15 protein-coding genes are annotated in these 12,076 nt (G+C 39.6%); all 15 read right to left on the reverse strand.

The genetic code is table 11. From position 1 onward, the window contains the following. Positions 1 to 2 precede the first annotated feature (2 nt). The 15 genes from M1V25_RS07915 to M1V25_RS07985 all read right to left on the reverse strand — a co-directional run bounded on the left by M1V25_RS07915 (position 3) and on the right by M1V25_RS07985 (position 11,954). Entirely contained in the window at positions 3 to 2,153 is a 2,151-nt protein-coding gene (locus tag M1V25_RS07915) for a hypothetical protein (RefSeq protein WP_498842934.1), read from the reverse strand. Further along, positions 2,153 to 2,560, reverse strand: coding sequence for a hypothetical protein (locus tag M1V25_RS07920; protein ID WP_498842935.1), 408 nt, complete (start codon positions 2,558 to 2,560; stop codon positions 2,153 to 2,155). The genes M1V25_RS07915 and M1V25_RS07920 overlap by 1 nt, the downstream gene beginning before the upstream one ends. An 18-nt stretch (positions 2,561 to 2,578) precedes the next feature. Further along, positions 2,579 to 2,791, reverse strand: a complete 213-nt coding sequence (locus tag M1V25_RS07925) for a hypothetical protein (protein WP_498842936.1) — start codon at positions 2,789 to 2,791, stop codon at positions 2,579 to 2,581. Position 2,792: 1 nt separating this feature from the next. Then, entirely contained in the window at positions 2,793 to 3,137 is a 345-nt protein-coding gene (locus M1V25_RS07930; protein ID WP_498842937.1) for a hypothetical protein, read from the reverse strand. 2 nt (positions 3,138 to 3,139) lie between these two features. Further along, entirely contained in the window at positions 3,140 to 3,490 is a 351-nt protein-coding gene (locus tag M1V25_RS07935) for a hypothetical protein (RefSeq protein WP_498842938.1), read from the reverse strand. An 11-nt stretch (positions 3,491 to 3,501) separates the two neighbouring features. Next, positions 3,502 to 4,623: a phage capsid family protein gene (locus M1V25_RS07940; RefSeq protein ID WP_498842939.1), complete on the reverse strand. Its 1,122-nt coding sequence runs from the start codon at positions 4,621 to 4,623 to the stop codon at positions 3,502 to 3,504. A gap of 268 nt (positions 4,624 to 4,891) precedes the next feature. After that, a complete protein-coding gene (locus tag M1V25_RS07945; protein ID WP_498842940.1) occupies positions 4,892 to 5,815 on the reverse strand; it encodes a hypothetical protein in 924 nt (307 codons plus the stop codon). Between the two features lie 50 nt (positions 5,816 to 5,865). Further along, a complete protein-coding gene (locus M1V25_RS07950; RefSeq protein ID WP_498842941.1) occupies positions 5,866 to 7,638 on the reverse strand; it encodes a portal protein in 1,773 nt (590 codons plus the stop codon). Between the two features lie 9 nt (positions 7,639 to 7,647). Next, on the reverse strand, positions 7,648 to 8,016 hold the full coding sequence (locus tag M1V25_RS07955) for a hypothetical protein (protein WP_498842942.1): 369 nt from the start codon (positions 8,014 to 8,016) through the stop codon (positions 7,648 to 7,650). 3 nt (positions 8,017 to 8,019) lie between these two features. Then, positions 8,020 to 8,232 (reverse strand): hypothetical protein, encoded by a 213-nt coding sequence (locus M1V25_RS07960; RefSeq protein ID WP_498842943.1) that lies wholly within the window; start codon positions 8,230 to 8,232, stop codon positions 8,020 to 8,022. Between the two features lie 52 nt (positions 8,233 to 8,284). Then, a complete protein-coding gene (locus M1V25_RS07965; RefSeq protein ID WP_498842944.1) occupies positions 8,285 to 10,036 on the reverse strand; it encodes a hypothetical protein in 1,752 nt (583 codons plus the stop codon). Between the two features lie 9 nt (positions 10,037 to 10,045). Next, positions 10,046 to 10,306, reverse strand: a complete 261-nt coding sequence (locus M1V25_RS07970) for a hypothetical protein (protein WP_498842945.1) — start codon at positions 10,304 to 10,306, stop codon at positions 10,046 to 10,048. A 74-nt stretch (positions 10,307 to 10,380) separates the two neighbouring features. Continuing rightward, on the reverse strand, positions 10,381 to 10,860 hold the full coding sequence (locus M1V25_RS07975) for a hypothetical protein (protein WP_498842946.1): 480 nt from the start codon (positions 10,858 to 10,860) through the stop codon (positions 10,381 to 10,383). A 48-nt stretch (positions 10,861 to 10,908) separates the two neighbouring features. Next, entirely contained in the window at positions 10,909 to 11,640 is a 732-nt protein-coding gene (locus M1V25_RS07980) for a hypothetical protein (protein ID WP_498842947.1), read from the reverse strand. Between the two features lie 14 nt (positions 11,641 to 11,654). Continuing rightward, positions 11,655 to 11,954 carry a hypothetical protein gene (locus M1V25_RS07985; RefSeq protein WP_498842948.1) on the reverse strand — a complete coding sequence of 100 codons (300 nt, stop codon included), beginning with the start codon at positions 11,952 to 11,954 and terminating at the stop codon, positions 11,655 to 11,657. Between the last annotated feature and the right edge of the window lie 122 nt (positions 11,955 to 12,076).

Genomic DNA, 12,076 nt, shown 5'->3' on the forward strand with positions numbered 1-12,076 from the left:
CGTTACCGTTCCCTCCGCCCTAAAAACTTAACACTTTTAATCAGGACAGGGCCTTGCGTGACAAAACCCGATAACTGCCCCCAGAATTTTACCGCAACAAACTTCATGCGCGCTTTAAATGCGGCATAGGGGCGGTTGACGGCAATACCATCATCAATGCCAGCAACAGCCGGTAGATTATGACTGCTGGCACTATCCATTGGATACGTTGAACGAACTTCAAACGCCTTCGGCCTATCACCATAAACCGTTAACTCAAAGCTATTGGCTGGGTTTGGCGTGATCTCAGGATTCGTCATATTCACTTCATAACGTTGACAACTAAAACGTTTAACAGCGTCTTGAATGATGGGTAAACTCCAGTGAAAATGAATCGCTTCACCATCATCGGTAAACGCTGTGTTTTTTCGGCTTTTTCGACCATCGGCATAGTAATAAACCTGATTAGCTTTGCTAATAAAAAGCTGTTGATGGATAGCGCAAAAGCTACTTGCCTGTTTAAAAAGCCCACTCAATACGCTCCAGCTGGGTATCTCGGTATTGATTAAATTGATTAACGTCTCATGCTCACCGATTTTAAACCCCATAAACGGACCATCTTCATATCGAAAGGCACGGCATTGACGGTAAGCAATCGGATTATCAAGGCTTTTTAAATATTGCTCAATTAATGGGTCCAGCTGTGGTACATTGTTTAACTGGGCTTGCGTATTAGCTAAAAGACCGGCTTGTGTTGTTGAAATCCCTTCTTGCGCACCCAGTGAAACTAAACCGCTAGGGGAAACAAACAACAGATGGTTGCTAACCGAAGTGACTAAATTGCCATGAACAACACCGGCATGAATTGTACTTTTCCAGTAAAACTGAGTTTTATCTAATGGATAGGTGCCGTGCCAAATTTGCGTTTTACGGCGCCCAATAAAAAGAATTTGATCTTTCAACGATTGAATGGCTTCTATTTGATCATATTCTTGGTGGGTATACGATAGATCAATAAACGGCGTTTGTTTAGTCGTTTCATCCACCCAGTTATTAATCGATAATTCTCGATAAGTAAAATAAACATACAATGGTTGACTACGATAGCTTGAATTAACCGCCCCTTCGGATAATGCGTAAATACGATCTTTGTGGACATGAAGATAACTAAATCTAGGCGGGTAATCTTTGTAAAACAGACGCATATTAACCGTAAATTCCGGTAACACTTCTACTGTCGTTAGGGTGAGTTTTTTATCCCCTTCATTAAAGCTAACTTGATCAATGGTTAAAGTATACGTTTGATTATCAATCATCAGTTGTATTTGCTGATCCGGAAAATACTTATCCAGCACAAAAAAAGAGAGCGTATTAATAACACAACTAAAACGATGAACGTCTTCTTTGGTTAATAAGAGCGTATTTTCAGCCACAAAGTCGTAAATTTCCGCTAAGTTTACTCCATCCCAACTCAATAAACGGTCGACTCCATTACATACAATAAGTTTATTCTGAAAAAATATCGCTCGTGGAAGCGTATGTATCGCTAAATTTTCTTTTAAAGGTGTGGTGTTCAACTGTTGTGTTGTTAGATCATAAAGATAAATACTACCGCGAGGGTAATGTATTTCTTCGATAGTAGCGTTAGTCAGTGACGCTGTATTGCTATCAACCGTCAACGTGACGGTTTGAGCTTCAACCGATGTCTCCCTAATCTCCAAGTAAGCTATGTGCTGGCTATTCCCTTTGCGGTAAATTAATTTAAGCGGGGTGCCTGGAATAAAATAGGATGCATGTTGTGAGCTAAAAGTAACACCATTTTCAGACATAACCGGTGAAACGATACTCTCATCCTTTAGGTAATGTTGTACATACAAAAGTAGCTGATCTTGCGGTTTAGGCCGATCAATAAAAGGAGTAGAAGGAGTAAAAGAAGTAGAATGATTAACATAACTAAAATAAAACATCTCCTGTATTTGCGCATCCTGCGGCAAAGTAATATTCGGTAATTTGTTACACCCATAACGGACCTGCCCTTGACCTAGCGGTGTGGGGAGGATATTCTCCAACCAATAACTTTGTGTTACCGGTAGCAATTCTGGTGAAATATGCTGGTTCATCCCTTTAACGGGAACCGGTACCTCAATCACATCATATTGGCTAGACTTAAACATTACCACACCCTCTGATAACTCGATATAGTAGAAAAGGGTCCTTGGTAAATTGAACTTAGAAACGCATGAAATCGGCGCATGCCTTGATGCCAACGCTCATAGGTGGTTTTTAATTCAATACTGTTTTTCATACCCGTATCATTTTGATACATTAACAGGCTGGTGCCGTCGATTAGCAGCGGTTGATACGATGGCTCATACGGAATATCGGCTGTTGTATCCTGTAAGTTCAAAGGAACCGGTCGCTCAATCCCCCAGACACCAACCGCTAAGGTTTTGCGTGGATAACAATACAATAGAAGATTTAAGATAAACCAGTATTCCGGCGTCCCCGTGGCTTTAAGTGCCGGGTCTTTTTTAACAATGCTATTGAAACTCGTTGGTTTTAACGGAATATTTTTTTCCACTAAATAGACATCGGTAATTTAAAATAACTCAATCACATCAACAGACTTACCGTCAACTACATCAACCGTTTGATGTAACCGATTCACCAAGGGATTAATCAATGCCGTAAAATGATATAACTCAAAATGGGCTTGATTCAAGTACCCTAAGTACAGCTGAAGTTCTTCCTCAGTCGGAACCTCCCCAACACTTTGCGATGCCGCTTGGATTAAAATATCCCTGACATTCATATCATACCCCAATAATCAGACTCAACACAAAACGCGTATCGACTGGTAAAGTGGTAGCCGTTTCATCTAACCCTATTTTAATTGTATGCCCTTGCTCAATATAAAACTGTACTTTTGAATTAAAGAGAGTTGCATTCAACACAAACATTTGTATACTTTGAATTGCCAGAATTTTACCACCAGAAGCTAAGTGGTAAAGTGGGTATAGGGTAGTGGCATTTGGCATAAGTGCCTGGCTACAGGTAATATCAACTACCATCAGTTTTTTATCGGATCCTGTTGTTTCAGCACTATTCACCGGTAGATCAACCGATGATTTAGTGGCTTGAATATAACGCACAATCATGCTTATACACCCATAATCAAGGTGATAATAATATGTGAGTTGGCGGGTATCGACTTTTCCGGTGGAACATACAAACGTACTTCACGATCATTACGCAAATAAAACTGAAAATCTGTATAAGGTAAATCAAAATCATTTGACGTACGGATTTTAACGTTTTGAATTTCTAAAATTTTACCGCCTGAGAAATGCTTAATTAACGGGTAAAAACTATTTACATCCGCATTTGGTGTAAATGTTTGATGTAAATGAATATCAAATACAATCAGCTGTTTATCCGAACCTTTATGTTTTGATGTGTCAATCACCGCATTTGGGTCGCTGTGATCCACTTCTATATAACGTACAATCATCACACCACTCCTTAACTAATACGCACAAATGAGTGAATAATACCGGTCTCAATAGTGACGGTAGGATTTTGCCTACTAGGAAATTTTAACGCCGCTTGTCCACGGTATTCTTTAACGCCCACACCAATATTATCCTGATAATCCCAGGTTTCAGTGATGATTTGGGGTCGAGATGACCACACTAAGCCTAAGGCGTTACCACCTAGTAATAGATTCCACGCAGCCACTTTACTGTTGCTCGTATTCACCCGGAAATTCGCCAATTCATGACACTCGTAAATCATCACCCCTTCAATTTGACCCCGGTAACGGGCACCATCTAACCCGTTTGGCATATCTTCAACCTGCTTACGTGCTGAATCAAAATACACCGCCCAAGCAGGATCTTTAGCTAAAGATGAATAGCTTTCTGGGTCAATCAAATACATATAGTTTTCAACGGGGAAACCTTTACGCGTTTTCAACTGTACCGGTGTTAACGGTGTTTCACGATTAACGGTTGTACCCCCCATACGCGCATAACGATGCAGTTTACGAATATGCTCCACTGATAACCCATCCTTAGTGTGGGAATCCACCTCAAAGCTAGCGGCATTCATTGCATTACAACCGGCATAAATGCTGGCTTGATAACTTTTACCACCAAATAACACACGGTCTATCAACGGTCCGTCACCACCGCTAGCACTATTATACAGTTTAACAGTCATTTCACGCAAAATATCATCCACCAGTTTCCTACGTTGTAAACGTAAAATAGCCGGTTGCAATGCTTCGTAAATTTTTAACGGTGAGCGTTGACGAACAATATCCGGTGATTGCAGTTTCACCGCATTACGTTCTCTTTTAGTGGTTACGGTCTGTGCGTAGATATTGATATCTTGTTCATTACCCTGCAACTGTTCAAACTCACCGACACTGTAACCTAATTCAAGTTCACGCAACAGCGAGAAAACGTAAGAAGCACCAGCACCCGTTTGCAATTCTGCCAGGTGAATCGCTGACGTATCAGAGTTTCCCATGAAACCCGATAAATTGGTTAAACCGATATATTCTTTGAAAAACTGATCACGTAGTTTAGTATCTTCTAACCCAATATCATAATGGTTAGGTAAAGAGGGATTGAAAGACATAATTACTCCTATATTTTTTAACTTTAAAATCTATAAACTGAAAATGCACACAACCACGCTACTCAATTCACCGGCTTAGCATCTTTATGTCCATCGATCTCAAAGGGTAGGAGCTGCTTTCACTTTTAAGGGTAGGAGGGATCAACCCTGGCGTCCTTAGAGTAAAACGCTTGCGTCTTTGAACTCAACGCTTCAGCTGTTAACGCAAACCACTTGCTTTCTCATGCTCACGAGGGTCGGAGTTAGCTCACGCGACAACTGGCTGTGATTACCTACCTGCAAGTGCCTGATTCAGCAGAGAACCAATACTGTTATCAAGTTTAGTACCTTGCTGTGCACGATCCGGTAGCCGGTACACACCGCTTGAAATATAATCACTATTGTCTTTAAATTGTAACAATTCTTTCTCAAGTTTGTCAATTTGTTTTTGCTTGTCTAATAAGGCTTTTTGATAATGCTTGGTGAGATTCTTAAGCCCCCCTTTATCCAATAAATCTTTATAAACATTCTGATCATACTCTTCACCCGCTTTAAGCATCGCTCGGGTAAGCGCCACAGGGTCAAATTGGACTTGCTCAAACGCTTCAAACAAAGGGTTCAACTCAGCTTCCGTCGCGGTTTTAAGTAAATGCTGAAACGCTAAAATTTTACGATCAATCTCTTTGTCATCCGTATATTTACGCAAATTATCTATTTCACTGTCCCAGACTTTAGCGTATTTCGATAAGGTGCTATAATGACCCGTTTCTTCTTCATACGGATGCTCATGCTCAATATGCACCTGTAAATCTTCGGCTTCCGATCCGGTTAATATACCACCATCAACATACTCAGCCAATTTCTGTTCTAACACCTTCATTTTACGTGACAGCTGATTATTCCATTTAATCGCTTGTTTATGCTTATTTTGAAGTTCGGCTAATTGTTTATCTGCTGTGATTTCATTTGTATTGGCTTTAGTGGCATCATCTGCATCCGCATACTCTTTTTGGCTAGTTTTATCTTCTTTGCCTGATGCTATATTTTGACCTATTTGCTGTTTTTGCTGTTTTTCCTTTTCCGAATCCTCAACGCTTGTCGTTGCCTTAAGTAATTTATCCTCGCTACCTAACTCAGTATCCGTTTGCGTAGATTCAGCATTCAGTGTGCTAAAATCTAAAATTTCGCTTAAGGGTGTTGGTTGCCCATTCATAAAACCTCCTTACTTTTTATACTTTTTACCGTTTTTATACTTAATTTAGGTTAAGCGGCTTGTGCCGGTCTTGGCGGTAAATCTTGCTGCGTCTGTTGCTGTTGCAACGCTTGAAAATCCCGCGCAACATCCTGATAATCCCTTACACCCAATCGTTTTAACAACTGAGGTGATTGAAGAATCATCATCGCATTAGGGTTAGCCAGCAAGGCTTCAAGAGTCGCTTGTTGTTCCTGTGAAGGGCTTTCAAAATCCGGCACTTCTTCCACATAAATCGATAACGGTAAAGTGCGAATGTTATTTAAAATAACCCGTTGACCATCAATCTCTTTTACCACATTCAATAAAATACTGTCTTTTTCTTCCTCATTCAAAATCCGCGATTCAATAAACTGCTCCCCGCTACTTTGAATGAGGTTAAGCATCATCCTTGCTTCTCTTTTTTTCATTAACTTCAAATTATCAAACGCAATAGCCTGTCCTCGAACCGAATTGACTTGACGCGCTTTAATCGCTACCCCACTTTGTGCGTTGGTTTGCTTACCTAACGCTTCATCATAATAACCGGAAACCCGCTGAATATCTTCCACCGTTTTTTCTAACAGGCTAAAATACCCGCTTGATATCTGACTGTTAGGATGTAAATCAAAACGCGTACCCGGCATAACTTCTATTGCCGCTGCTGGGTCTCTTAACATCGCTTCGATTTCTTCAGGCGTCTTATTATTAAATGCCCCCTGTTCGTAAATCGCCCGTGTCGAATTCAACATATACAACAGTTTAGTCTGCAAAGCATTGTACTGTCTTTGTACTGGCTTCATAGACGACAACCAACCATCAGGTACCGCATCCGAACAACGCCGTGACCAGATACACGGAATGTACGTAAAATCAGGCAAATCCGGTAACGACGGATGCAGTGGGGCGTATTCAAGTAAACGGTCGTCACAAAACAGTACACGCATAATCTCAGTGGCTTTTTTCTGCTCTACACTTTCTGCATCGACAACTAAAGCACCGGCTTCTTCTTCATTAAACGTTGCAAAATAATGCCCGTTTTGATCGATTCCTTGAAAACTCATTTTCGGTTCACGATATTGCACTTCAATCACTCGAATACGTCGACCATACCCTTCACCTAAATAAAAACTGTCTAATTCAACTTCACGTCGTTGTTGTATTTCCGGAGAAATATCCCGGTGACTGTCTGAGGTATACTCATCAAAACGCGATTCAAAATACGCTTTGTGTTGTGGCCACAACTTCTCAACCTGCGATAACGGTACCCAACGCATCCGAATCACAAACTCCGATTCAGTCAACTGACAACTTAAATCATCCGGATCAAACAAAACATCTAACGGATGTACCTGTTCGTATTGGATTTCCCTCAAGTGAGGGTCACGATACACATTACTCCAGCCAATACCGGTAATCAACACATCCATAAATTTCGCCGTTGATCGATAGGTCATATCCTGGTTTTCTTGTATACTGTAGGCTAAGTGCGTCACCGCTTTAGCCAATAAATCTTCCTCTGGCTTCCCTGAATGACTACGAAAGGCTATCCGAAAACGCGTTTGCACGTCCACACTCGTTAAACTATTAATATGCGGCTTAATTACATTAAATACCTGAGGAGTGCAGCCGCTTTTCTGTAAACGCTCAAACTGTATCCTATCCCACTGTCCCGTGCCATCATAAAAACCATAATCTTCAATCACTTTCTGACGAAAAGCCTTAATCGTTGGACTAGACGCCGCATAACGAAAAAAATAACGCGCTTTATCAAACGCTTTTTGCTGTTTATCGCTTAATTTCATTAAGTTGCCTTAATTGACGTCGTCAACAACGCTTAATTCACGGTAAGAAACCGTTACCACCATACTGTTCTCTGAAAAATCTGTAACCCCTACGAGTGCATCCCCGATTTCTAAATAGAGCACTTCATGCTCGAGCAAACCTCGTGACTGATTAGCACCAAAAAGTTGGCGCTGAATCAAAGGAATCTTCACCCGTTCTCCACCAACAACTTTGACCATATACACGCTTAAATGCAGTTTTGCATCCGCCGCAATCGTTGTATTAACCGCATGTAAGCTGTCTATTATTAACGTTTGCTGGGCCTCAATAATCACGGTTTCTAGATTAGTCATCTTAACCGAGGCATTGCGATGCTTGATAAAAGGATAAGCCGTCATGATTTAAGCTTTGGCTACCGGTATTTTAGGTTTGATTAAGGCAATCGTCCTTTCCATATCAGCAATCACTTCCTGATACTGAACACACAGTTTGCGATACTCGTCACTGTCCTCACCACGATACCCAAATATCTGTGTGCCATACTGGTTACAAAACTGACTGTCTACACTTAATTGCGACACTAACTTTAAGGCATTTCTATCCGATACTATCATAACGCTTCCTTATTTTTTTTTACTTTATTTTATTGTCTTTATTGTCTTCATCTTAGTTAGGTTTTTGGACTTGAATTTGCTTCTCAAGTAGCGCCACTTGTTGACTTAATTCCTGCATCGCTAAAATGGTATAGCACAGTAACCGCTGATAATCAACACCAATACCTTTATTCTCTTGCTTTTTAGCGATATATTCCTCATCGGTGATAGCCGGTTGGAAATTCTGGGTCAACTGATTAAAGTCTTTGCTGTTATTATATCTTTTATCGATCGTGATTAACTTGGTAATATTCGTGGCATTGTCAAATAACGTTTCTACTTCCTCCGCTAACACCCCTAATTGTAGTTCTTTGTTTTTAAAATATTTACGGGTTTTACGTTCAACATTGTCCTCTTCTAGCACCGGCACTTTCAGCGCATAACTGTAAATGCCTAACTGATTCAAACGCGACAAATAGTCTTTTTGCGTTTTCTTATAAATACTGTATTTGCGTTCTTTTGAACTAGAAATAACCAAAGAACCACTACTCGAAATATACGACACATAAGTAGTTTGCGGATTATTATCCTCATCGGTAAAAATAAACCCTAATGTATCCATCGGCGTGATGAATTGCATATAATCACCATTCATCACAATCGCGGCAGTTTCTCCTAACGCATTCGTTTCAATAATACTAGAGGTGGCTGAGTTGTAAACATAACTTCCCCTTAAATCTAAATAATTACTAGCCGGTCTAAAATACAACTGATAACTTCCATCGTAAATCGTCGTTTTACCCGTAGTAGCCGAGATATCCATTCGTTTAATGCCGTTGGTACCCAATTTAATCGGAGTCGCTGAACCCGTCCACACATAGGCTTCGTTTAGGTTACTGTTATAACCAAACTCGATTGTTCTACTCGAAACTGCATTGATTTTTAAGCCAATGCCATTTAATAGACTACTATTGTTAATTACAAACTGATAAGCCGTGACTTGATTACCGGCTGTTAGATTAAATGCCCCAAGAGCATAACTGCCTAAATTCACATCGCCGTTAATCGGTAACTGGTTAATATAAGGGGTGCCACTAGAAGCTTGTGCATCAACATAGGCTTTGGTTGCCGCATCACTACTCGAGCTTGGGCTGGCTACATTCGTTATCCGTTGAAGATTTATATTAATCGCGCTTGTCGGTGCTAATAGCTGATCAAGCCTTCGGTTATCAACATAGGTTTTATTGGTTGCATCATTACTGAGTGTTGGACTAGCTAGATTAGTGATCCGCTGATTGTTTAGATCTACTGTACCAGTCGGGACCAATACTTGATTTAATCGAGTAGTGAGTGTTGTGCTAATCGTGCCGCTACCCGATCCTGAAACTGCACCCGTTAACGTAATCGTTGTCGCACTTGAAAAGGCATTTGCAATCGCCTGATTCATGTAACCCAAATTAACCGCATCGCCGATATTTAACGGGTCAGCAAGATTGATAATCCGATTACCATTTAAATCAAGCGTGAAATTACTGCTAAACCCTTGTGTCAGTTTAACGGGTTTTAAAAACTCAAACACCTCACTATTATTATCGTTAAACGTCATAATCCGAGTCGATACCAACCCTGAATTTTCGTTAGCCTGCTGATAACTCAACATACTTAAATGCAACATCCCTAAGTTATCCGTAGGCTGCGTTAAATGCCCTAACCGAAACCCTCTTTGATTGCCATTACGCCAATCCAAACCGGTTGTGATCGGAACAGCAGCACTTGGCGCACATAAACCCACCCATTGGCCACCATCGTAATATTCAACTTGCACGATAATCCCTTATAGAGAAGTGTTAAAGCGAATCATGCCCGCCTGTGGTGTAGTTGGTCGATCTGCGCTATTGCCTACCGGTAATCTAAGAAAACCCGTACTGTCAATCGTCGTATCACCAGGCAATACCGGATTGACTGCAATCGCAAGCGTAAACATCTTGGTTACCGGGTCTTGGGTAACCGTAATTTGATTGTTTGTCCCTTGTAAAGCACCCAGTAATACCGGTACCCAAGCAGCACCATCATAAAATTCAACTTTTGCGGACACAATAAGCCCCTCAAAACCATTTATGAAACTAATTGTAACAAGAAATCGAAGTAAAAGCTATAGAAAATCTACAGTTAGATACAGTATCGTAACATCCCAACCGTAGGATCAGAAGGTCTTTCCTCAACCGACCCACCCGCTAAAGTAATACTATGACCATGAAACACAGGATTATCTGCAAAACGGGTAGCTATTGGTCCGGAAATCAAACCTGTCGCAAGAATATCCCCCATTAAGGTTAGCTGTTGATTGGCAAGCTGATCAAATAGCGTAGTAATCGTTTGCTGAATATTTCCTAAAATGTTTTGAAGTAAAGTCACCTCATCCCCTAATTGAGTCACTTCCGTGTTTAAATCAAGTAAAGCATTGCTTGCTTGTCCTACATTATCGACATTACCGATAATAATCATCCCCTGTGGTAAAGGCATTAGCTCCGGAGTTAATCGAGTAGGGGTTTCTATATGAGAGTCATTACCCAGCCAAAGATGCTTGGCTTCGAGCACCCGTCTACCGGTTTGAAGTGAGCTGAAAAAGTTAGGCTCAATATAAGACATAACCATAAGTAAAGGTAAAATTAAAACCTATTATAGCATAAAATAAAGTTACTGCACTTTCACTTTTTGTTGATTGCAATATTTGTATACCCCATAAGCTGCTGCTCCCACAACTGCAAAAGCAGCAGTATATCCTATAACACTACAAACCGATGGGTATTTATTTTTGAAATCTTTGGTATGACCTATTAATTCACCAGATTTTGGGTATTCTCGGTATATTCCAACACCATAGTTAATATTGTAGGAAGAATCATTAACTTCCTTCAAGTTTACTCCTTCAAGAGATTTGACTGAATTATATGCAACGTTACAACAATTTGTATGTAGAATATTATATCCTTTGTCTATAGCATTATCAAAGTAATCAATTATTAGTGACCAATCTTGTTTCCATGTCTTAGCCTTACCATAATCTTTAATTTTAGCACAGGAAACACCCTTTTTATTATCAAAATTTTCTGATCCAGCCTGTCCTTCGCTAAAACTTACTATCTCATGATTACCAAAACCAATAGATTGATTAATATGAACCTTACCTGTATCGTCTTCACGTCCAAGTAAAATAAAGCAATGTCTTAATATAGAATTAGAAGAGTCATTTAAATTTAATAAAGGCTCTATGTAACCTGATATTTTATAGTTAGGAATACGCTGATCATTTTTTGATAATTCTAAATCATTAGTACAAAAATACAAGGCTCTTGCACTAGCATTTGCGTGAAGCAATAGCAACAAAAGTGAGATAAATAATATAAAACAATTTCTGAATTTATTCATTCTAACATCCTCCTTCATTCATCATCGACATCTAAGTTTGTTACCAATAATTTGTCTACATTTACAAACAATGTTAAATTTCCTAAGGAATCATACTTCACTCTTAAACCATTGTTATCTTGATTACTGGAAATAATTCTATTAAAAAGAAGAACTACGTCGTTTAAAGGAATATTATATTTTTCCATTTTAGCTAAAACTTCATCGTAAGCTAAAATATTATCTTTAAGACTGACAATTTTGACTGGCATCTCTACATTTGCTTGAGAACAAGAAAAAATTATTAAAGATAACAGTGTTATTAAATACCGCATAATAATCTCCTTCAATTTAGTTTACGCAATTTAGCATACCGCTAAACAGGGAGCTAACACAATTACGTTTTAATTACAGTTTGTAACTAAGTGTAAAACAAGCGTTTGAGTCCTTGATTTAC

The organism is Candidatus Nebulibacter yamunensis, assembly GCF_024208055.1.
Classification (GTDB): domain Bacteria; phylum Pseudomonadota; class Gammaproteobacteria; order Francisellales; family Francisellaceae; genus Caedibacter; species Caedibacter lacustris.

Coding starts and splice junctions, on each gene's coding strand:
- M1V25_RS07975 (WP_498842946.1), bottom strand. CDS start 10,860: ATGTCTTATATTGAGCCTAACTTTTTCAGCTCACTTCAAACCGGTAGA.
- M1V25_RS07940 (WP_498842939.1), bottom strand. CDS start 4,623: ATGTCTTTCAATCCCTCTTTACCTAACCATTATGATATTGGGTTAGAA.
- M1V25_RS07930 (WP_498842937.1), bottom strand. CDS start 3,137: ATGATTGTGCGTTATATTCAAGCCACTAAATCATCGGTTGATCTACCG.
- M1V25_RS07985 (WP_498842948.1), bottom strand. CDS start 11,954: ATGCGGTATTTAATAACACTGTTATCTTTAATAATTTTTTCTTGTTCT.
- M1V25_RS07980 (WP_498842947.1), bottom strand. CDS start 11,640: ATGAATAAATTCAGAAATTGTTTTATATTATTTATCTCACTTTTGTTG.
- M1V25_RS07955 (WP_498842942.1), bottom strand. CDS start 8,016: ATGACGGCTTATCCTTTTATCAAGCATCGCAATGCCTCGGTTAAGATG.
- M1V25_RS07935 (WP_498842938.1), bottom strand. CDS start 3,490: ATGATTGTACGTTATATAGAAGTGGATCACAGCGACCCAAATGCGGTG.
- M1V25_RS07925 (WP_498842936.1), bottom strand. CDS start 2,791: ATGAATGTCAGGGATATTTTAATCCAAGCGGCATCGCAAAGTGTTGGG.
- M1V25_RS07915 (WP_498842934.1), bottom strand. CDS start 2,153: ATGTTTAAGTCTAGCCAATATGATGTGATTGAGGTACCGGTTCCCGTT.
- M1V25_RS07945 (WP_498842940.1), bottom strand. CDS start 5,815: ATGAATGGGCAACCAACACCCTTAAGCGAAATTTTAGATTTTAGCACA.
- M1V25_RS07950 (WP_498842941.1), bottom strand. CDS start 7,638: ATGAAATTAAGCGATAAACAGCAAAAAGCGTTTGATAAAGCGCGTTAT.
- M1V25_RS07960 (WP_498842943.1), bottom strand. CDS start 8,232: ATGATAGTATCGGATAGAAATGCCTTAAAGTTAGTGTCGCAATTAAGT.